The organism is Alteromonas gilva (assembly GCF_028595265.1).
GTDB lineage: Bacteria > Pseudomonadota > Gammaproteobacteria > Enterobacterales > Alteromonadaceae > Alteromonas > Alteromonas gilva.
This window is the reverse complement of record NZ_JAQQXP010000003.1, coordinates 312,276-332,079: the sequence shown is the minus strand read 5'-3', so window position 1 is coordinate 332,079 and position 19,804 is coordinate 312,276. Positions and strand designations below refer to the sequence as shown.

Annotated in this window: 19 protein-coding genes and 1 riboswitch; of the genes, 8 read left to right on the top strand and 11 right to left on the bottom strand. The window is 49.3% G+C overall.

The features are described 5' to 3' along the window. Nucleotides 1-4 precede the first annotated feature (4 nt). The 3 genes from OIK42_RS17815 to OIK42_RS17805 all read right to left on the bottom strand — a co-directional run bounded on the left by OIK42_RS17815 (nt 5) and on the right by OIK42_RS17805 (nt 3,363). Nucleotides 5-1,033 (bottom strand): alpha/beta hydrolase, encoded by a 1,029-nt coding sequence (locus OIK42_RS17815; protein ID WP_273642455.1) that lies wholly within the window; start codon nt 1,031-1,033, stop codon nt 5-7. A 66-nt stretch (nt 1,034-1,099) separates the two neighbouring features. Continuing rightward, entirely contained in the window at nt 1,100-2,413 is a 1,314-nt protein-coding gene (locus tag OIK42_RS17810) for a M20/M25/M40 family metallo-hydrolase (protein ID WP_273642454.1), read from the bottom strand. 206 nt (nt 2,414-2,619) lie between these two features. Continuing rightward, complete coding sequence (locus tag OIK42_RS17805) at nt 2,620-3,363, bottom strand: glutathione peroxidase (RefSeq protein ID WP_273642452.1); 744 nt, start codon at nt 3,361-3,363, stop codon at nt 2,620-2,622. 257 nt (nt 3,364-3,620) lie between these two features. After that, a riboswitch (cyclic di-GMP riboswitch) is annotated at nt 3,621-3,705 on the top strand. Nucleotides 3,706-3,806: 101 nt separating this feature from the next. Here OIK42_RS17805 and OIK42_RS17800 point away from each other — a divergent pair. Both OIK42_RS17800 and OIK42_RS17795 read left to right on the top strand, forming a co-directional pair. Further along, entirely contained in the window at nt 3,807-4,502 is a 696-nt protein-coding gene (locus tag OIK42_RS17800) for an AAA family ATPase (protein ID WP_273642451.1), read from the top strand. Next, a complete protein-coding gene (locus OIK42_RS17795) occupies nt 4,462-4,767 on the top strand; it encodes a replication protein RepA (RefSeq protein ID WP_273642450.1) in 306 nt (101 codons plus the stop codon). The genes OIK42_RS17800 and OIK42_RS17795 overlap by 41 nt, the downstream gene beginning before the upstream one ends. Nucleotides 4,768-4,997: 230 nt before the next feature. Here OIK42_RS17795 and prsR read toward each other — a convergent pair whose 3' ends face one another. The 4 genes from prsR to OIK42_RS17775 form a co-directional block, all read right to left on the bottom strand. Beyond that, nucleotides 4,998-6,359 (bottom strand): PEP-CTERM-box response regulator transcription factor, encoded by a 1,362-nt coding sequence (gene prsR, locus OIK42_RS17790; RefSeq protein WP_273642449.1) that lies wholly within the window; start codon nt 6,357-6,359, stop codon nt 4,998-5,000. A gap of 32 nt (nt 6,360-6,391) precedes the next feature. After that, nucleotides 6,392-8,416, bottom strand: a complete 2,025-nt coding sequence (prsK, locus tag OIK42_RS17785; protein WP_273642448.1) for an XrtA/PEP-CTERM system histidine kinase PrsK — start codon at nt 8,414-8,416, stop codon at nt 6,392-6,394. A gap of 116 nt (nt 8,417-8,532) precedes the next feature. Next, on the bottom strand, nt 8,533-9,657 hold the full coding sequence (locus tag OIK42_RS17780; protein WP_273642447.1) for a beta-ketoacyl-ACP synthase III: 1,125 nt from the start codon (nt 9,655-9,657) through the stop codon (nt 8,533-8,535). Nucleotides 9,658-9,974: 317 nt separating this feature from the next. Next, nucleotides 9,975-11,765 carry a choice-of-anchor I family protein gene (locus tag OIK42_RS17775; protein WP_273642446.1) on the bottom strand — a complete coding sequence of 597 codons (1,791 nt, stop codon included), beginning with the start codon at nt 11,763-11,765 and terminating at the stop codon, nt 9,975-9,977. A gap of 186 nt (nt 11,766-11,951) precedes the next feature. Here OIK42_RS17775 and OIK42_RS17770 point away from each other — a divergent pair, with 186 nt between their 5' ends. Then, nucleotides 11,952-12,752: a M48 family metallopeptidase gene (locus tag OIK42_RS17770; RefSeq protein ID WP_273642445.1), complete on the top strand. Its 801-nt coding sequence runs from the start codon at nt 11,952-11,954 to the stop codon at nt 12,750-12,752. Nucleotides 12,753-12,831: 79 nt separating this feature from the next. On the opposite strand, the gene OIK42_RS17765 is transcribed toward OIK42_RS17770, so the two are convergent. Next, nucleotides 12,832-13,683: a mechanosensitive ion channel family protein gene (locus OIK42_RS17765; RefSeq protein WP_273642444.1), complete on the bottom strand. Its 852-nt coding sequence runs from the start codon at nt 13,681-13,683 to the stop codon at nt 12,832-12,834. Nucleotides 13,684-14,078: 395 nt separating this feature from the next. On the opposite strand from OIK42_RS17765, the gene OIK42_RS17760 reads away from it, so the two are divergent. The 5 genes from OIK42_RS17760 to ruvX all read left to right on the top strand — a co-directional run bounded on the left by OIK42_RS17760 (nt 14,079) and on the right by ruvX (nt 17,177). Next, complete coding sequence (locus tag OIK42_RS17760; RefSeq protein WP_273642443.1) at nt 14,079-14,237, top strand: hypothetical protein; 159 nt, start codon at nt 14,079-14,081, stop codon at nt 14,235-14,237. Between the two features lie 103 nt (nt 14,238-14,340). After that, on the top strand, nt 14,341-15,069 hold the full coding sequence (locus OIK42_RS17755; protein ID WP_273642442.1) for a 16S rRNA (uracil(1498)-N(3))-methyltransferase: 729 nt from the start codon (nt 14,341-14,343) through the stop codon (nt 15,067-15,069). Between the two features lie 128 nt (nt 15,070-15,197). Further along, nucleotides 15,198-16,145: a glutathione synthase gene (gene gshB, locus OIK42_RS17750; protein ID WP_273642441.1), complete on the top strand. Its 948-nt coding sequence runs from the start codon at nt 15,198-15,200 to the stop codon at nt 16,143-16,145. Between the two features lie 41 nt (nt 16,146-16,186). After that, nucleotides 16,187-16,753, top strand: a complete 567-nt coding sequence (locus tag OIK42_RS17745) for a YqgE/AlgH family protein (protein ID WP_273642440.1) — start codon at nt 16,187-16,189, stop codon at nt 16,751-16,753. Continuing rightward, nucleotides 16,746-17,177 (top strand): Holliday junction resolvase RuvX, encoded by a 432-nt coding sequence (gene ruvX, locus OIK42_RS17740; RefSeq protein WP_273642439.1) that lies wholly within the window; start codon nt 16,746-16,748, stop codon nt 17,175-17,177. Before OIK42_RS17745 ends, ruvX begins: the two co-directional genes overlap by 8 nt. Before the next feature lie 110 nt (nt 17,178-17,287). Here ruvX and OIK42_RS17735 read toward each other — a convergent pair whose 3' ends face one another. From OIK42_RS17735 to OIK42_RS17725, 3 genes are read right to left on the bottom strand one after another with little or no spacing between them, the layout of a single operon-like run. Continuing rightward, on the bottom strand, nt 17,288-17,590 hold the full coding sequence (locus OIK42_RS17735) for a putative signal transducing protein (RefSeq protein WP_273642438.1): 303 nt from the start codon (nt 17,588-17,590) through the stop codon (nt 17,288-17,290). 3 nt (nt 17,591-17,593) lie between these two features. Further along, nucleotides 17,594-18,709, bottom strand: a complete 1,116-nt coding sequence (locus OIK42_RS17730) for a PilT/PilU family type 4a pilus ATPase (RefSeq protein WP_273642437.1) — start codon at nt 18,707-18,709, stop codon at nt 17,594-17,596. Nucleotides 18,710-18,732: 23 nt separating this feature from the next. Continuing rightward, on the bottom strand, nt 18,733-19,773 hold the full coding sequence (locus OIK42_RS17725) for a type IV pilus twitching motility protein PilT (RefSeq protein WP_273642436.1): 1,041 nt from the start codon (nt 19,771-19,773) through the stop codon (nt 18,733-18,735). Between the last annotated feature and the right edge of the window lie 31 nt (nt 19,774-19,804).

Sequence of the window (19,804 nt, the reverse complement as noted above, 5' to 3'; positions counted from 1 at the left end):
ATACTCACAACGCGAACTCAACAAAGCCGCGCAAGGCGCGGGCCATCGGGAAAAACTGAGGGTTTACCTGCGGCACCGCGCAGGTCTCACTGAGATCGGCGCGGTTTTTGTTAAAGTTCATCTTTTCCAGCAGCAAGCGGTTTACCACCAGATCAGCATGGCAAAGCCGGTGCTCAGCATCAATGACATAAAAGGTATTATCTGCATCCACATAACTTAACAAGTCAATAACCCCTTCTATGGGGGTGGTCTGATCGACCTGGGAATGAGCAATAAACAGGGGAACCTTGATCGTTGTGCCCGCTTCCAGCCGTTCACGGATAGCACGAATAACATCCATCAACTCGAGACCGGCGAAACTGGCAACGTTCGGATACTTTTGCGGATTGGGACCGGCAGTCTGATAATCACCGTCGAGCCATTTGGCCAGGGTCTTTACCCCCCAGATGCGCGACAAGGCTTCCACATTACTGTTTAGTGCCAACGCGCCGGAGAATAGCAGCAGGCCGTTTACATGGTCAGGATGCTTCAGGTAGTAATCCACCGACAGCGCGCCACCGGTAGAGAAACCGCCGAGCGTAACCTGCCCGGTATAATCTCGTGCCAGCCCGATAACGTCGCTAAGATGGGCCTGCCAGCGCTCTGCCAGCTGTTCATCCTGCATATCGTCACTGGCATTTTTTAAGCCGTGTCCCGGTAATAAGGGGGCAATTACCGTATAGCCCGAATCGTAGAGTTCGCTGGCGATAGCACTTACATAAAACGGCGAGTCGCTCAGACCATGGGTGAGCACCACAATAGGGCTGTTTTCACCATGGAATAATATAAAGGGAGCATTGCCTTCGCCGCGCAGCGCTTCGGAACACACTGCATAGCGATTTGGCGCGCTATCCAGGCATTTTCGAGTGGTGCCAAGCTCTGCGCTATACAGCGCTTTAAAAGACTGGTTTAAATCAAACTGGGTCTGCGCAGCGGCATCGTAAGACAACGCCGCCAGTAGCAACCAGGAAATGTGTTTAATTACCGACAACAAACAAATTACTCCTTCCCACCGTTTAAAGGTCGCCTACTATGGCGACCTTAGCAGTTAATTGCAATATCAGGGCTTGCCTGTGCCGGCTTGCTCATGCAGGCGCGACATCAAAATTGCCGCACGTTTAGCCTGTGAGGCCAGCGCGCTGACAACAGCCGTTTCATTAACCGTATGACCGGCAGAGCCGCTCATGCCCAGACCATCAAGGGCCATATCCACATATTCAGAGGTGAATGAGACATCGGCAGCCCCTGCATTTAAGGGGTTGACAGCAGTGACCTCCCCCTGCCCCAGATCCGCACTGACAGCGCTGTACAGACTCAGTAACTCCTTGTTGCCGGCTTTCGGCGCGAGTGGCGGATAGCCCTCGCCGACTTCCAGAGTCGCCTTGGTTTGTGGCAGATTTTGTTCAACTATAGCGCGCATTTTATGCTTTACCCGCGTGAGCTGTTCTAACGACAGTGCGCGAATATCGCCGGTCACAATTGCATGCTCGGCTACCACATTGTTTTTGCCGAACGTCGTACCACTGTTTGTGCCTTTATCATGAGTTACCTGTGTACCACCCATAATTCTTCCGGGGTTAAATGTAAGCAAGCGCTCACTTCTTAACTCTTCATAAAACTGGGTGAGAATTCTGGCGGCCTCATAAATTGCACCGGCGCCCACTTGCGGTTTGAATACCTGAGAGGAATGCGCTGGGGTACCGGTGACGGTGAGCGTCCAGTCAACCGATCCCCGACGGGAGATATTGGCGGTTTGTGGGTTACCGTCGCCGTTTTCAAAACCTAATGCAACATCCGCCCATTTAGCACCATCAACCAGCGCTTTTTTGGAAAGGGCCAAAGGCCGACCACTGAGCTCTTCATCGCCGGTCAGCACCACCAGAATATTCATGGATGATAACTTACCCACCGCATGCAGGGCTTTGAGCGCTTCCAACATGATCTGATTACCGCCTTTCATATCAGCAACACCCGGGCCTTTAATGTGCTTTTCATCCACACGAGTAAAGCTCTGAAACGGGCTGTCAGGCTCAAAAACGGTATCAAGATGGCCTATCAGCAACAACTTAGGTCCTGTGCCACCCTCAATTTTGGCAACCAGGTGACCGGCGCGATTAAACGCACTACCATCTTCAAACCACACATCAAAGCCTAATGACTCGAACTCAGGGGTGAGCAGGCTGGCCACTTTTTTAACGCCGGCAAAATTCATTGTGCCGCTGTTAATATTGACGCTCTTTTCCAGCATGCTCATAGCCTGTGGTTGGTTGGCGTCGATCACAGCCACCATTTTTTGTTCATCAACGGTCAGTGCGGCAGCGGCTTCAAAGATGCCTATACTGCATAAAATCAACATCATTATTCGTTTTGTCATGTCGTCCCCCTATTTGATAAGTCACTGACTATGACAAAAAATTGTCAGGATAACGAGGGCAATCACGATGAAGTGAGAGTAAAAACGGTTATTCACAAAAAAAACGGCCTGCGCTGCAGACCGTTGTTTATTAATGGTTGTGTCAGTTCTGGCTGTTTTCAACAGTTGGCAGACCACTTCGCTCACACTGGCACTGATATTTGCTGTTATGAAAAGAACGCTTCGAGATCGTCGCTGCCACCGATGTGCTTGCCGCCAATAAATACCTGAGGAACAGTCTCTCGGCCACTCATGGCTTTCAGTGAAGTCAGCGTTGCGCCCTGACCGAGCACGATCTCTTCGTACTTATACCCTTTGCTTTGCAACAATGCTTTAGCTTTTGCACAATACGGGCAGCCGGGTTTGGTGAAAAGACTTACCGGTTCGCGCTTCACCGCATTCGGTGCAATGTAACTGAGCATAGTGTCAGCGTCAGATACCTCAAACGGGTCGCCTGGCTTATTTGGCTCTATAAACATTTTTTCTACCACACCGTCTTTTACCAGCATGGAATAGCGCCAGCTGCGCTTACCAAATCCCAGATCGGCTTTGTCGACCAGCATACCCATGCCGTCGGTAAACTCACCGTTTCCATCAGGCACCAGCGACACATTATCTGATTCCTGATCTGCCGCCCAGGCATTCATTACAAAGGTATCATTCACCGATACACAGACAATTTCATCAACGCCATGTTCTTTAAAGGTGTCGGCCAATTCGTTGTAACGCGGTAAATGCGTGGATGAACAGGTTGGCGTAAACGCGCCCGGTAACGAAAATACCACCACAGTTTTACCAGCAAAAATGTCGCTGCTGGTGCGCTCTATCCACTGCTCACCGTCGCGAATAGCAAAGGTAACGTCAGGAACTTTTTTGCCTTCAAACGAAGGTTTATCTACAGGGTGTGTCATAACTATCTCCTTGAAAAGTTGTAATCAGTATAACGCGCACCGGGCAGACAGCCAGTTAAATAAATTAATCAGGGTAATTCAAAAAAGCAATTAAAGACCTTTATTTTAATCCCTTTTATAAAAGTCTGAGTTGGCTAAGGGTATTATTTAAAATCCCTTAATATGAATAACGATGCCTGCGATGAATAGCCCTGCACCAACGATTACTCTATGCTTTATAACAAATTTAGCCGTGATGCATGATGCATCCTTGCAGTACATGAAAAAGGCAAGCCTCACCGAAAGGTAGGTTACGCAAAGCCTCCGGTCTACGTCGACAGATAAGATAGCGGGGTTACCGAACACTGTTGGCAGGCGCTGTTTACCTTAGGGGTAAGCGTGTTGAGCCACAGTAAGTTCACTTTTTTATTACGTAATTGCGATTACTTAATGAGGATTGAACAATGATGATATTAGTTGGTGGTGAAAAGGGCGGCAGCGGCAAAAGCTGTCTGGCACAAAATATCGCAGTCTATTTGCGCTGCGAAAAGAAGGCCAGCGTGCTAATGGTAGATTGCGACCCGCAGCGCACCACGTCCGACTGGGCACAGGAACGCAGCAGCAATGACGAGCTTCCGTCGATTACCTGTATTCAGCTTTATGGCAAAATACGCAACGAATTATTAAGCCTGAAAGAGCGTTATGATTATGTGGTCATTGACTGCGGTGGCCAGGATAACCTGGCGCTACGCTCCTCGATGGCCGTTGCCGACCATATTCTGATCCCCCTGCGCCCTAAGCGCCGCGACTTAAAAACAGTGCCGCACATGGAAGATGTGTTATCGACATGTAAAATGGTTAACCCACGCATGAATGCCGCGTTTGTTATCACCCAGTGTCCGTCGTTGCCGTCACTGGCGCCGCGCATACTCGAAGCCAAAGAAGTGTGCCGTTCGTTTGAAGTGCCAGTGCTGAATTCGGTCACATTTAGTCGCAATATGTATGACGACTCCGAAGAATCAGGCCGCTCGGTCTTAGAAAGTGAATCCAAGGGTAAAGCGGCTGTCGAAATTCGCAGTATAATTGAAGAACTTCTTGCCCGCGGCAAGGGAGAACAACATGAGTCTGATCAATCTGTCTCGCTCCACGCAGTCGGCTGAACGTAGCACTGGTCAGCAAGTCAGTGCTGATGACTTCATAGACGAAGCGCTGGATTATGCGACAGGTAATGTGGCGCCACTGAAGGCCAGTCAGCTCGCCGCTATCGATAAGCCAGCGAACTCACCTATGCATCGTGCCACGTTTACCTTAACCCAGCAGTGTATCGAGCAGCTTACAGAAATGTCAGCACAAAGTGGCATGGCCAAATCGCGGTTAATACGGCTATGGATTCAGCATTTCTCGAGTATTGATAGTAAATTATAAGGCTGGCCGTTGCACTGCAATGGCGTTTTTGAAAAGCAGCGGACCATGCCATGCATTGGGCTGTGCTTTGGGTTAACGCAGGATAAGAAGGCACCAAAGGGGCGCACGCAGATAGCCTGGGCGTCAGGAGTGGCGAGCTCTAATCAGCCAAACGGGTAACACTGTAGCCACCGCCAAGCTGAATACAGCCTTGGCGGCAACGAATCACTGCACTATGCAGTACATGGTAATTACTGCCCGGTTTTAAGATCTTCCAGGTGGTACTTTTCGATTAACGAATACAGGGTTGGCCGCGTCACGCCCAATAACTCGGCGGTTCTGGAGATATTTTTATCGGCCCGCTGATATGCCTTGCGGATCGCTTTGCTTTCGGCTGACTCTCTGACTTCACGGAGATTCAAAATTTCATTCTCCAGCTCTTCAGATGGTTCTGCCAACCCCAGATCTTCAGGCTGAATCAACGCCCCCTCGGCCATAATGACCGCCGATTTGAGCTTATTTTGAAGCTCCCGGATGTTGCCCGGCCAGCGATGTGCCAGCATGGCTTTAATCGCGCTTTCGCTAAAGCTTTTCGCTTTGGCGTTAAATGACTCGCGGTACTCGTTGAGGAAGGTTCTGCCCAACAAAATAATGTCCTGATCGCGGTCACGCAACGGCGGAATATTAATCGGAATTTCGCCAATGCGGTAAAACAAGTCTTCCCTAAAGGTTTCGTCTGCCACCATGGCCTGTAGATCTCTGTGGGTGGCGCAAATTACGCGGATATCCACAGGAATTTCGCTTCTTCCACCGACGCGCTCTATCACCCGCTCCTGCAAAAACCGCAACATTTTAGCTTGCAAACCAACGGGCATGTCGCCGATTTCGTCTAGAAATAAGGTACCGCCCTGGGCTGTTTCGATTTTTCCCACGGTGGTTTTATTCGCACCGGTAAATGCGCCTTTTTCATAGCCGAACAACTCACTCTCAAGCAGGTTTTCCGGTATTGAAGCACAGTTGATTGCCACAAATGGCTTGTCTTTGCGCGGGCTGTGTTCATGTATAGAACGAGCGAACACTTCTTTCCCCGTACCACTTTCACCCAATAGGAGTGTACTGATATCCGTACCAGCTATTTTTTCTGCCCGGCGCATTACCGTTTGAATCGCATCGCTATTGCCAATAATGCGCCCCATAGCAGGCCGGGTTCTGGCCAAAATTCGGTTCTGATCTTCCAGTTTAGCCAGATTTAACGCACGATTGACCAAGAGCTTAATCGTGTCTGAGTCGATGGGTTTTTGATAAAAATCATAGGCGCCAATATCGATGGCTTTAAGCGCATTCTGCTTATCATTATTGCCTGTTACCACGATGACTTTGGTGTTTGGCGCTAACGCTAAAATTTCTTCAAGTGTTTTAAGCCCTTCAGATGCGTTAGCCGGATCGGGGGGCAGCCCTAAATCGAGTGTCACGACTTTGGGTTCAAAACGACGTAACTGGGCCACTGCTGATGTGCGGTCATCTGCAAAAACAATATTGTAGTCAGTTAAGCTCCACTTTAATTGCTTTTGAATACCTAAATCATCGTCAACTACCAAGATGGTATCAGTCATATTTTATCCACTTTAATCCGGCTTCATTATTGTTATTTAATGGGAAACCCTAATGTAAAACAGCTACCCACTCCAGGCTGGCTTTGTACCTTTAAATACCCGCCGATCGATTCCATGTACGCTTTGGCATCATACGCACCAATCCCCATTCCGGCGTTCCCTTTGGTGGTATCAAAGGGTTTGAATAAGCGGTGCTTAATGAATTCTTCACTCATGCCGCAACCATCATCCTCAATAAAAACCAGTTGATGCTGGCGCTCAGAATCTATCAGCAGCGTCACGTCAATACTGCCATTATCAGGGGTCGCCTGTTGCGCGTTGCTGAGCAGATGATACATCACATTGGTTAACTTATCCTGATCGACAACAACACTGGTTTGCTCCGTCACCATTAATTGCGGAATGGGCAGCATCGACTGGCATCTTTTTTCAATCACCTGGGTAATCAAATCTGACAGCGTATGGCTGGCATCAGAGCGACTCTCTTCAATCTGCTTTTCGGTTAACTGCCGTAACATTTTATCCATACGGGCTTTGGTATAATGAAGCGTTTCAAAAGTATCGTCAATGAACTCCGGATTGGCTTTATGCTGTTCAGCATTGCACAGTATTAAATCAATTTGTGCCATAACATTTTTCAGATCGTGCAAAACAAACGCCGCCATGCGGTTAAACGCAGCAAACTGTGCATTTTCGGCCAGTGATTGTGCCGCTTCATGCAAATAAATAAAGTTAGCAATTTGGTTGGTCACGGCGTTCAAATATTCTCGTACCTCCCAGTCCAGGGAGATCCGGGGGCGATCGACAGCCCTTAATAACGCCACGCCCCACATTTTATTCTCGCTGACAAACGGGATCACCAGTTGAATATCAGTTTGTTCAAAAAACGATCGAGGCAGCGTTAATCCCTCGTAATTATAGGGCTTGGTTTGATATTCGCTAAGGTCGATAAGCAGGCCGGTTTTATCACAAAATTCCCATAGCGGCTTCAGCACCTCTTGTGTTTCGTCCTCAGAGATAAAGTACTGACTGCTAACCACGGTAAAGTTCGCGCCCTGCTTTTTAACCAAGGCGCCACTGTCGTAATTGATGGCGCCAATTACTCCCTCTAGCGCCGCATCATAGACGCTTGGTAAAGACTGGTCGTTATTGGCGAGTATATTGGTTAATTTCACCCACTCCAGACGATAGTCAAATTGGTTAGCGAAAAAGTGTTTGGTGATAAAAATCTTAACGCTGGTGCGAAAACTGTTGGACAAAAACAAGGTCACCAATAATACCAGTGACAATACCACTAAGACGATCTGTACGGTAAAACTCCAGTCCCAGCCCAGATAGTTGATGACATATCCTGTCGCTGCCATCACAAATAAATACACGCCAGCCACTAATAACAAAGAACTGTGCAGCACCACATCGCGGGAAATAAAGATATTCATTCCCCAATGCTTAATGCGCCGTGTAGCAATGACTAAAAAGGGCAACATTAACAAATAGATGTAGCCTCTCGCCGCAATAAAACCTGGTTCCACCTGGGCAATCATGGTGGCATTGGCATAGGAAACAAATTCAAACAACTGGGTGGCGCCCAGATAAAGCGCCAGCGGTTTGTAGGCCCACTGGTTATCGCCCACCTGACGGTAGAGCACTTCCAGTAAAATAAGCACTTCAAGTGCGATGAGAGTTTGCAACAGGAAATGCCAGGTGACATCCAGTTTTACCAGCCAGGGCAGTAACAAGGCGAAGACCGGCACGGCCAGGGCGGCAATGGTCGCTGGCTGACGTAACACTTGCCAGATATTGTCAAAGTCGTATTTCAGACAACTGGCCAGAAACAATATCCAAACGCCCTGTTTCAGGGTATCGGCCTGCAGCAGATGCAACACTCCGAGCGGACCGCTTAGATACGAGACAAAGCTCAGCGACCAGAGCAATGTGACTAACGTCGCTAAGCTGAGCATATACTTTGCTAAACCCGGCTTACGCACCGTAAATAGCAGCAGTAACAAAATCAGGTAACCAATACTATTCAGGCCGTAGCCGATGTTTGCAATCATTTATTGTCTCAATACCCTGGGCGCGCATGTCGTCAGCGTAGGACCGGCAAAACAGTAATGCGCTGCACATCAATTATTTATGATGATTTATTATCATAAACAGCGGGCCCATGCCATTATCTTTTGCGGACCAGCAAACTCCCAATGGAATACCCGGCACCGAAAGAGCAGATAACACCAACGTCATCCTGCGCTAAATCCTGATGATGTAAGGCAAAGGCAATCACTGAACCTGCCGACGCGGTATTCGCATACTCATCGAGGACAATAGGTGCCTCATCGGCCGACGCATCCCGGCCAAGTAGCTTCTTACAAATTAACAGGTTCATATTGATGTTCGCCTGGTGAAGCCACCAGCGCCTAACGTTTTCCGCGGTTAAGCCATGTCGCGCCAGGTGACCGCTAATATGCTCGGCCGCCATGGGACACACTTCTTTAAACACTTTACGGCCGGCTTGGTGAAACAACTTGTCGGGGCCAAAGGGATCGCTGTCATTGGCGTGACTCATGTAGCCAAAATTCGAGCGGATATTATTGGAGAAAACCGTTTTTGCCTGGGTACTTAAAATATCAAAGCTGGTATCAGTAGTAACGGTTTCAGCACTTTCCAACACCGTTGCGGTGGCGACATCGCCAAAAATAAAATGGCTGTCCCGGTCGGTATAATTTACCTGCGGTGACACCAATTCAGGATTAATCACCAACACACACCTGGCGTTACCTGAGGCAACCATTTCCCATGCCCGGTGCATGCCAAATGTCGCAGCAGAACACGCCACCAGCATGTCGAAACCAAAGCCATCAATACCCAGCGCAGACTGCACTTCGATTGCAATCGCCGGGTAAGAGCGCTGCGTATACGCACAGGCAACAATCACCGCATCAACGTCGGCCGCGGTTTTATTGGCGTCGGCGAGAGCCAGTTTGGCGGCTTCAATGGCAATCTCAGCCTGATTGGAGAGTTCATCTTCGCCGCGCTCGGGGATCAGCGGTCGCATGCGCGTAATATCCAGTGCGCCCTCTTTTTGGTATATGTAGCGGCTCTTAATACCGGATGCTTTTTCGATAAAGTCGGCGCTCGAAAAAGGTTTTGCTGTGATTTCCCCGGCATCAATTTGTGCCTGATGTTCATTGTTAAATGCTTCGGCCCAGGCGTTATAACTGGCAACCAGTTCTTCGTTACTAATTTTATTGGGCGGGGTCCATAATCCAACACCACTTAACACTACGTTTGCATTCATTTTTATCTAATCTCTGCGTTACAACTCTGCTTGCTCCGGCAACGAGCAATACAGGTCCAATGAGTTTGCCTAAGCTTAAACGTTTATGCGATAAAAGTCATGACGCAGTGCACTCAGGCGCTTTGCGTGCATTCAGTTGCTGGAATCTTGTGTGAGCATGCAGTATCAGTATGAGGTAACACAGCGCGTGCCATGAGCCTATCAGTGGCAGATAACGCTAAGCCATAATGCGCAGCGCATCATTACTATTTCAGTGCTAAACAGTTGATAAAAAACCGGCAAATTGCCGGTTTTCAGTTTTACTCAATCAATATGACTTACAGCTGTGACACCGAATAGACCGCCACGGTGCCGCTCACTTCGTTGCCTACAATTAACATCGGCTGCCCTGTCACACTGTCTTCTGCCGCTACAAACAACAGACTTTCCGGGGCCAGGTCGCCAATGGCATCGCCCACTTCAAGGCCTTCAGTAAGGTCGCGGTTGTTAATGTACTCGACGAAAAACGCATCATATGGATTGGTGATATCATACACAAATATCCCGCCCATACGCTCAAGACCGATAAACGCATAGGTACGCTCGCCGACCTGCCCGATGGTCAGAGCTTCCGGCTCTGGTCCTTTATTTTCAGAACGCGAATCGCCTTCGTTTTCATCGTCGCCGTTGTTGAAAGCGGCGCCGAACAATGAGGCGGTAATCCGTTCAAAATCATCACCGGAGTCAAACACCACCAGGCCGTTTTGATCCCAAATGGTAAACGAGCGCGCACCATAACTGTAAGCCGAGTCATATTCGCCATCACCATCGGCATCGCCCAATGCGTTGGTTACCCGCAGATCATCGGCTTCGCCATTCATTTGCAACGCTTCAAGCAGTGAGCCGGGAGCCGCAACCAGGTCTTTCACTTTCACTTCTTCGGTAAACGCCAGACACTCGCCATCATCAAAGTCCTGACCACCGGCAGCGGTACACTCAGCTTCGGTCATATCATCAGAAATGAAATACTCACGGGCATCCCCCTCGTTAGCAGTTAACAGAAAGTCTGCCCCTTTCCAGCTGTAGTGAGTAATGGTATCTGGCATATACACGCCGTAAAGCCCTTCATACTGACCAAAACCCACTTCGCCGTCTTCCTGAACATCGATATTAAGCCCTGCCCAGTTTTTAAACCCAAGGCCAACGATATCCATTTCCATGCTTGTCAGGTCAAGTACCGCAACGCCGTTGTTTTCCTGTAACGTAATATAGGCCATGGTGTTACTGGCGGTTATGTATTCCGGCTCTAAATCCTGGGCCACCGTAGTACTGATTAACTGACCGTTAATAGTGCGACCGGCGGGGTTAGGAAAATGCATCCCCATCGCCATCAACCGGGCCTTTTCAGAGTTATAGGCGGTAAAATCAAGTACAGTGGCAGTATCAGCTGGCATGTTATCCGTTACCTCAATAACGGCCACCGAACCCTCCGGATCAATCGTGTAATCGCCGCTGGGCTCGCCTTCATTGGCCACCAGTACTTTGCTGCCATCAGGTGTAAAGGTCACCATATCGGGCAGATTACCGACCTCGACGGCTTTTAAAAATACCGGCGACATAGATGAAACACCGCTGTAAAACAGGATAAAGCCATTATCATTTTTGCTCTGTGCAGGGACTGCAACTGCAAGCAGGTCGCCAGACAATGCAATGCTGGTGAGACCATCCAGGGCAACCCCGGCGACTTCGCCAGCGAGGGTAATTTCTGTGCCCACGGTTAAATTAAGATCGGTAATGGGGCTGCTTAACGCTTCATCGGTCAGACCACTGATATCTACCATAGCGACGGTATTCGCATCGCTGTTGGTGACATAAACCGTGTTGGTTGCGGCGTCAAATTGCACAATTTCTGCCGCCCCTTCGGCCTCAAGAGACGCCCGGCCAATCACCGATAACTTTACGCCGCGATTAGCATCCAGACCATCGGTACCCGGTGCTCCGCTCTCACCCTGTTGTCCCTGAGGGCCATCAGCGCCGTCTGCGCCATCATCACCATCAAGGCTACAACCGGTCAGTAAGCCAGCCATACCCAGCGCCAAAAGGCTTAATTTAAATCTTGACGTTGCCATTGAATTTCCTTTCTTGTTGTTAAATGAACTATGCTTGTCGAGGTAATTCGCCTACCATACAAAGCACTAGTTATGCGTAAAATGACAAGGCTAAGTAAGCCTTATGACATTTTCATGGCGCAGCCATGACAGTAATATGACGCTCAAAAAGATGGGCGAACAAAAAATGGAAGAGGATAAGACTATATGAAGGCACCCGCATACATCACTGCTGCTCTGCTGGTTATCTCTGGATTAACGGCTTGCGCGACCTCGCCTACCGGCCGCAACCAACTGCTTTTGTTCAGTAGTTCGCAACTTGACCAAATGGGCAGTCAGGCCTTCGACAGCATGAAATCCGAAACGCCAGTGTCTGAGCAGCCTGCCAGAAACGAATATGTTCAGTGTGTTGCCGAAACGCTGCTTCCTTTTGTGCCACAAGGGGTTTACGGAGGTAACTGGGAAATCGTCGTGTTTGATGATGAACAGGTCAATGCGTTCGCGCTGCCTGGCGGGAAAATAGGCGTTTATACCGGCTTATTAAATGTCGCCAAAAACCAGCATCAGCTGGCCGCCGTAGTTGGTCATGAAATTGGCCACGTTATTGCTCAGCACGGTAATGAGCGGATGTCGCAAAGTACGCTTATCGATACCGGCTCGCAAGTGGTCAATCAAATCCTTGCCGCCAATGAAGTTCCCTACAACCAGGCCATTATGACCGGCTTAGGGCTTGGAATGCAGGTAGGTGTGCAGTTACCGTTTAGCCGGGCTCACGAGTCTGAAGCTGACCTGATTGGCCTGCAACTGATGGCCATGGCAGGATTTGATCCACGCCAGTCGGTAGATTTATGGCAAAACATGGAAGCGGCCAGTGATGGCAACCGACCGCCAGAACTGTTATCGACTCACCCGGCACCACAGAGCCGGATTAAAAAGCTGCAGGCCAATATGCCAGCTGCCATGACCGATTATAACGCAAGTAACAGCAAGGCAAACTGCCAGCGCTAAAACCCAGTGCCTTGTTTAAACGCAAAAATCCCGGCCAACGCCGGGATTTTTAATGACACTTAAAAGCTTCACACAAAAGCTATTTAGTAGCTTTATGCTCCTTTTCGTCTTCGTCATCTTCTTTAAACAAATGAACATCCATTTGCGGAAACGGAATTGAAATACCTTCTTCATCAAAACGTAACTTGACGTTTTCGGTAAACGACCAGAGCACGGCAAAGTAGTCTTCTTTTTTCACCCACGGACGAACCGTGAAGTTAACACTGGAATCACCTAAAGAGGCAACCGCGACAACCGGAGCCGGCTCTGCCAGAATACGTTCTTCATCCTTTACCATCTGCTCCAGTAAGGTTTTGGCTTTACGTAAGTCATCGCCATAGCCAATACCAAACACCATATCAACACGACGGGTTGCCATGGCAGAATAATTAATAATATTGTCGCCGTAGATTTTACCGTTGGGAACGATAATTTCTTTGTTGTCAGGCGTAGTCATTGAACTGGTAAAAATACCAATCTTTTTCACTGTACCGGCAACGCCTGCGGCTTCAACGTAGTCGCCAGCCTTAAATGGCTTGAAGACCAGTAACATGACTCCGGCGGCGAAGTTTTTCAGAGAGTCCTGCAACGACAAACCAATTGCCAGGCCGGCAGCACCGAGAATCGCCACTAATGATGTGGTATCAACGCCGAGCTCATCAAGTGAGGCTACGATGACAAACAACATGAGTACGGCATTTAAGATAGACTTCAAAAACTCTATCAGCATGTCGTCGTATTTTGACTTCGACATGAGCTTGCCAAACATAGAAATGATCACGCCTACGGCAATGCGCCCGATGACAAAAATAATCAGCGCCATTGCGATGTTGATACCCCAGGGTATCGCATAGGTATTCACATACATCTCAATGTTTTCTTGGGTTAACATAAGCCAGTTCCTTTACTATTTAACTATTTGTAAGGTACCAGCGTTACGTATTATGACGCAACAAAATTGCTCTGCCTCGTCGAATTTTCATCGTTCTGTCATAAATGTCGCGTAAACTATGCGCAATTGACGGTGACGTTTAACATGTTAGCTGCATTCAGATGGTGTTATCCCGCCGGTGAAACGAGCAAAGCTCGCATACTTTTTACTGGTATAACACGCCATTTGGCTCGATAGTCCGCCCCTCCCCCTTATTTGTACAGCGTCGCAGTAACGCTTATCAATAGGTATTTGGGGCTATTCATTCATATCTTTAAGTATGCTTAAGCACACCGTCAGTTCGGGCATATTGCCGAAGCTACTCTCTGCCAGCAGACTTTTTTAAGGAACAGAAAATGTTACTACTTAGTTGTCTCTTTGCTATCGTTGCGCTTATTTTGGCTTATTCGCTAAAAGGCGATAAAGGCAAACACACCGTGCACGCTCGTCGCGCTCAGACTGCCTTAGCCAACCAATCGCAATCCGCAGATACCTCTGTCTCAGCCAAGCCATAAGCAAGCCACCATTATCGGAACCGGGTTTTACTCACCCGCCAGTTGAATTTGCCGCATAATGAAGGCTACACTAGCCTCCATTTTGTTTTGGTAACGAGATCCTATGCGTATTCCACGCCTTTATCATGCCGACACTATCGCTGTAGACAGTGAAATCACTTTGCATGCCGACACCGCGCACCATGTTGCCAATGTACTGCGTTTAAAAAACGGTCATCCTGTTGTGTTATTTAACGGCGATGGTAACGAGTATTCTGCTACCGTCATACTTGCTCAGCGTCGGCAGGTGGTTATTGAAGTTGATTCCAAGCTCGCTATTGATCCCCAGTCATCGTTGCCCTTGCATTTAGGACAGGGCATTTCCAAGGGCGACAGAATGGACTGGGTATTACAAAAAGCCACAGAACTGGGTGCCACGGATATCACGCCGCTCATTACTGAACGTTGTCCGGTAAAACTGGATGAGAAACGCTGGCAAAAGAAATTTCAGCAATGGCAAAAAATAATCCAGGGGGCATGTGAGCAATGCGGGCGCAATACCCTGCCAACGCTTCACCCGGTGTTGTCGCTGCAGGATTGGCTATCAGACTCCACCCAACAAACCCGTTTAGTGTTGGCGCCCGGCAGTCAGCAGCGTCTTACCCAGCTGGCCGGAAACAATAAAGGATACCGCTTGCTGATTGGCCCGGAAGGGGGCCTCAGCGATGCAGAAGTTCACCAGTCTCAGGAAACGGGTTTTACCGCTTGTTCGCTGGGTCCTCGAATTTTACGCACAGAAACTGCCGCGCTATCCGGTCTGTCTATATTGCAAGCCACGTTTGGCGATATTTAATTTAACGCAGTGCATCATTGTTGTGACAGCGTCACGACGCGCCATTTACCGGCCGTTGTGACGAGCACCGCTTGAAATGCACGCAACGCGCCACCACTTTAACGTTAGAGCGAACGAGAGAACACCTTATGACCTATACTGTTGGTGTGGTGATGGACCCCATTGCCCATATTAAACCGAAGAAAGACACCAGTTTTGCCATGATGCTGGAAGCCCAGCGACGTGGTGCCACCCTTATCTACCTTGAGCTCAAGGATCTGTATATCGACAATGGTATCGCTAAAGCACTTGGCCAAACGGTAGAGGTGCGCGATAACGCCACAGACTTCTATACGCTTGGCGAGCAGCAAACTTACATTCTCGGTGAGTTAGACGTTATTCTAATGCGCAAGGATCCGCCCTTCGACAGCGAATTCCTGTACGCGACCCATATTCTTGATCTGGCAGAAAGAGATGGCGCACTGGTCGTCAATAAACCGCAAAGCCTGCGCGATTATAATGAAAAACTCTTTACTGCTTATTTCCCGGAGTTGATTCCCGACACCCTGGTTACGCGCAACGCTCAGTTAGTCAGAGCGTTTCATGCTAAGCACCGCGATGTTATTTGCAAGCCCCTTGATGGCATGGGCGGCGCGTCTATTTTCAGAGTGGGGGAAGACGGCACTAACCTTGGCGTAATCATTGAAACCCTCACGGATAATGGCCAGTCTCATATGATGGTTCAGGCCTATCTGCCGGCCATAGCAGACGGTGACAAGCGCATACTGATAGTGGATGGCAAAGTCATGCCGTATTGTCTGGCGCGCTTACCTTCGGCGGGTGAAACGCGCGGTAATTTAGCCGCCGGCGGCACGGGGCGACCGCAGCCTATCAGCGACAGCGATCGCCAGCTGGCTGAACAAATCGCGCCGACGCTGGTCAAACAAGGACTAATGTTTGTGGGTCTGGATGTCATCGGTGACCGTATTACCGAAATTAACGTGACCAGCCCTACTTGTGTTCGTGAGATCGAAGCGGCCTTCGACATTAATATTATGGGAGAGTTATTTGACGCTATTGAAGCTAAACTTAACTAATCGGTTGGCCCTGCCCAGGGCAGTTAAACGAGGTAAAACACATGACAGAACTTAAAAGTCTGGCGAATCATTTTTTGATTGCCATGCCGTCAATGCAAGACCCGTTTTTTTCCAGAAGCCTGACCTACATTTGCGAACATAATGATGATGGCGCAATGGGGTTGGTGGTTAATCAACCGACTAATATGACCCTTAAAGAATTGTTGGAACAAGCCGACGAAGACGCGCAAGTCGACGAAGAAAAAGGCCAGCAAGTGGTATTGGCGGGCGGTCCCGTCAGTCAGGAGCGAGGATTTATTTTGCATAGTCCGCAGCCGGGCTGGAGTTCCAGTCTGGGCCTTACTTCGGAAATCATGGTCACGACATCAAAAGACATATTAAGTGCTTTGGGCAACCACCGGGGGCCTGAGCAGGCCATAATTACACTCGGTTACGCTGGGTGGAGCGCCGGCCAGCTTGAGCAGGAAATTCAGCAAAACTCGTGGCTAACCATCGAGGCTGATCCAAAGATATTGTTCGACACGCCTATCCACCAGCGCTGGCAACTGGCCGTTAATAGCCTTGGCGTTGATGTATGGCAGCTTGCGCCCGAGGTGGGACATGCCTGAAGCCGGTCAGCGCACCGTGCTGGCATTTGATTTTGGTACCAAAAGTATCGGCGTGGCAATCGGTCAGGAAGTCACTGGCACTGCCGCCCCGCTGGAGGCGTTAAAAGCCCGCGACGGTATTCCTGACTGGCAACAGATCCAGGCCCTGTATGATGAATGGCAGCCGCACGTGGTGGTTGTGGGCTTACCCTTAAATATGGACGGCACATCGCAAACCATGACCGAACGGGCACAAAAATTTGCCAACCGCCTGCATGGACGATTCAAAACGCCGGTAGAAACCTGGGATGAAAGGCTAAGCACCGCCGACGCCCGGGCCATGCTGTTTGAACTGGGCGGCTATAAAAAGCTGACCAAAGGCAAAGTGGACAGTGTTTCTGCCTGTTTAATTTTTACCAGTTGGTTTGAAAACCTCTGGGCTTAAGTGTTTCCCTCTGCCAAGCAAATTAACGCCCGTTAAACACATCACACTGCCTCGGTACCCCCTGACCGCTGTTATAAAAAGCGATTTGACACACCAATGTCAGCAACGGGTTACCTGGGTTGTTGGCAGTTCCAGCAGATATTAAATTCGGCGTCCTGATACTCCTGACACCCCTCACAGACCCACGCCACAGCCTGTGAGTCGGCCTGTAGAGATTGCCATACCGCCTCAGCCTGCCTTGCATCGTCAACGTTAAGCAGCCACAGTTCCGGCTCGAGATCCTGAACCGGTAATTCACCAGCTGCCCCACTGATAAACTGATTGCGCAGCACACAGCCTATTCCCTGCTCTGTCAGGGCATCATGATATTGCTGAATAACAAAAGGGCCAACGCCGGATTTTAACCGAATCACAGGTTAATCCATATCAATCGATACCCCGGACAAGGAGCCAAGGCCATCACTTTCCGTGTTGTTGGCATCAAGCTTCACCATTAAGCGAAGATCATTGGGTGAGTCGGCGTGATGTAACGCCTGCTCAAGGTTAATCTGGCCACTTTTGTACAAATCGAACAAGGCTCGGTCAAAGGTTTGCATGCCCTGCTCGCGGCCTTTATCCATGGCTTCTTTGAGGCTGCCAATTTCGTTACGCTGAATAAGGTCGCGAATTAACGGCGAATTAAGCAGAATTTCAATCGCCGCGACCCGGCCTTTGCCATCAACGGTTGGCACTAACTGCTGGGCAACAATGGCACGAATGTTCAGACTCAAATCAAACCGCAGCTTGTCATGTTGATCTTTGGGTGCCAGGTGCATGATACGTTCAATGGCCTGGTTAGCATTGTTGGCGTGCAACGTTGCCACACATAAATGCCCCGTATCGGCAAACGACATGGCATACTCCATGGTCTCCATGGAACGTATTTCACCAATCAGAATAACATCGGGAGCCTGACGCAGTGAGCTTTTCAGAGCATCATCGAAAGACTGGGTATCAATACCCACCTCGCGCTGGGTCACCACACAGTTTTTGTGCTCATGCACAAACTCAATCGGATCCTCGATAGTCAGAATATGGCCGTGTGAGTGAGTATTGCGATGGCCAATAAGCGCCGCCAGTGAGGTCGACTTACCGGTACCGGTGCCCCCTACAAACAGCACCAGCCCGCGCTTTGACATAATAATGTCTTTTAGTACCGGAGGCAGGCCGAGATCGTCAGCATTGGGAATTTGCGTCACAATGCGGCGTATTACCATGCCTGCCTGATCGCGCTGCCAGAAGGCGCTGCACCGAAAGCGGCCTATACCGTCGCGGGCAATCGCAAAATTACACTCTTTAGTGGTGTGAAACTCATCACGCTGTTTATCGTTCATTGCCTCATGCACCAAATCAAGTGCGCCGGCGTCGGTTAACGGCGCGTCGTTGAGCGGTGTCAGTTTGCCATTAATTTTGGCGCTAACGGCAAAGCACGAGGTCACAAATAAATCGGACGCGTCACGATCGACCATGGTTTGCAGCAGTTGATCAAGCATAGTGTTCTCCTTTGCAATACGCGTTAAAAGCCCGGACGTTGTTTATCAACCATCTTCGCCATGGCGTCCTGCTGTGATATCACACCAGAGGCTACAAGCCGTTGTAAACACTGATCCATGGTTTGCATACCATGGGCCTGGCCGGTTTGAATCACCGAGTACATTTGTGGCACTTTGTCTTCACGAATAAGGTTACGAATAGCCGGGATACCGACCATGATTTCGTGGGCAGCCACCCTGCCTCCGCCGACCTTTTTAAGCAGTGTTTGCGAAATAACCGCCCGTAGCGACTCAGATAACATTGAGCGTACCATGGCTTTTTCCTCGGCCGGAAACACATCAATGATACGGTCAATCGTTTTGGGTGCCGAATTGGTATGCAGCGTACCAAACACCAAGTGACCGGTTTCAGCGGCGGATATCGCCAGACGAATGGTTTCCAGATCCCGCAGTTCACCCACCAGTATAACGTCGGGATCTTCCCGCAGCGCTGAGCGCAACGCATTAGAGAAACTGTGCGTATCGCGATGCACTTCACGCTGGTTAAGTACGCTGAGCTTATTCTCATGCACAAATTCGATAGGATCTTCAATAGTCAGAATATGCTCTCGTTTGTGGGCATTGATATGATCGACCATCGCCGCCAACGTGGTACTTTTACCCGACCCCGTTGCACCGGTCACCAGCACGATGCCCGTGGGCTGATTTATAATTTCTTTGAATATCGGCGGCGCGCCTAAGTCATCAAGTGTCAGCACCTTACTCGGGATAGTCCTTAACACCGCCGCTGCGCCCCTGTTTTGGACAAAGGCGTTTACCCGAAAGCGGGATAAATCTTTTACTTCAAAAGAAAAATCGGTTTCGAGGTTTTCTTCGTATTCTTTGCGCTGCTTGTCGTTCATGATTTCATAAATCAGGGCATGCACCTGTTTATGATCGAGCGGGTCTACATTGAGTTTGCGCATCTCGCCGTCTACACGAATAATAGGCGGCAGCCCGGCAGACAAGTGAAGGTCTGATGCGTTATTCTTGACACTGAAAGCCAAAAGTTCGGTAATATCCACGGCGTGACTTCTCCAATATTAGGTAAGTAAC

Coding starts and splice junctions, on each gene's coding strand:
- OIK42_RS17810 (WP_273642454.1), bottom strand. CDS start 2,413: ATGACAAAACGAATAATGATGTTGATTTTATGCAGTATAGGCATCTTT.
- OIK42_RS17805 (WP_273642452.1), bottom strand. CDS start 3,363: ATGACACACCCTGTAGATAAACCTTCGTTTGAAGGCAAAAAAGTTCCT.
- OIK42_RS17800 (WP_273642451.1), top strand. CDS start 3,807: ATGATGATATTAGTTGGTGGTGAAAAGGGCGGCAGCGGCAAAAGCTGT.
- OIK42_RS17795 (WP_273642450.1), top strand. CDS start 4,462: ATGAGTCTGATCAATCTGTCTCGCTCCACGCAGTCGGCTGAACGTAGC.
- prsR (WP_273642449.1), bottom strand. CDS start 6,359: ATGACTGATACCATCTTGGTAGTTGACGATGATTTAGGTATTCAAAAG.
- prsK (WP_273642448.1), bottom strand. CDS start 8,416: ATGATTGCAAACATCGGCTACGGCCTGAATAGTATTGGTTACCTGATT.
- OIK42_RS17780 (WP_273642447.1), bottom strand. CDS start 9,657: ATGAATGCAAACGTAGTGTTAAGTGGTGTTGGATTATGGACCCCGCCC.
- OIK42_RS17775 (WP_273642446.1), bottom strand. CDS start 11,765: ATGGCAACGTCAAGATTTAAATTAAGCCTTTTGGCGCTGGGTATGGCT.
- OIK42_RS17770 (WP_273642445.1), top strand. CDS start 11,952: ATGAAGGCACCCGCATACATCACTGCTGCTCTGCTGGTTATCTCTGGA.
- OIK42_RS17765 (WP_273642444.1), bottom strand. CDS start 13,683: ATGTTAACCCAAGAAAACATTGAGATGTATGTGAATACCTATGCGATA.
- OIK42_RS17760 (WP_273642443.1), top strand. CDS start 14,079: ATGTTACTACTTAGTTGTCTCTTTGCTATCGTTGCGCTTATTTTGGCT.
- OIK42_RS17755 (WP_273642442.1), top strand. CDS start 14,341: ATGCGTATTCCACGCCTTTATCATGCCGACACTATCGCTGTAGACAGT.
- gshB (WP_273642441.1), top strand. CDS start 15,198: ATGACCTATACTGTTGGTGTGGTGATGGACCCCATTGCCCATATTAAA.
- OIK42_RS17745 (WP_273642440.1), top strand. CDS start 16,187: ATGACAGAACTTAAAAGTCTGGCGAATCATTTTTTGATTGCCATGCCG.
- ruvX (WP_273642439.1), top strand. CDS start 16,746: ATGCCTGAAGCCGGTCAGCGCACCGTGCTGGCATTTGATTTTGGTACC.
- OIK42_RS17730 (WP_273642437.1), bottom strand. CDS start 18,709: ATGCTTGATCAACTGCTGCAAACCATGGTCGATCGTGACGCGTCCGAT.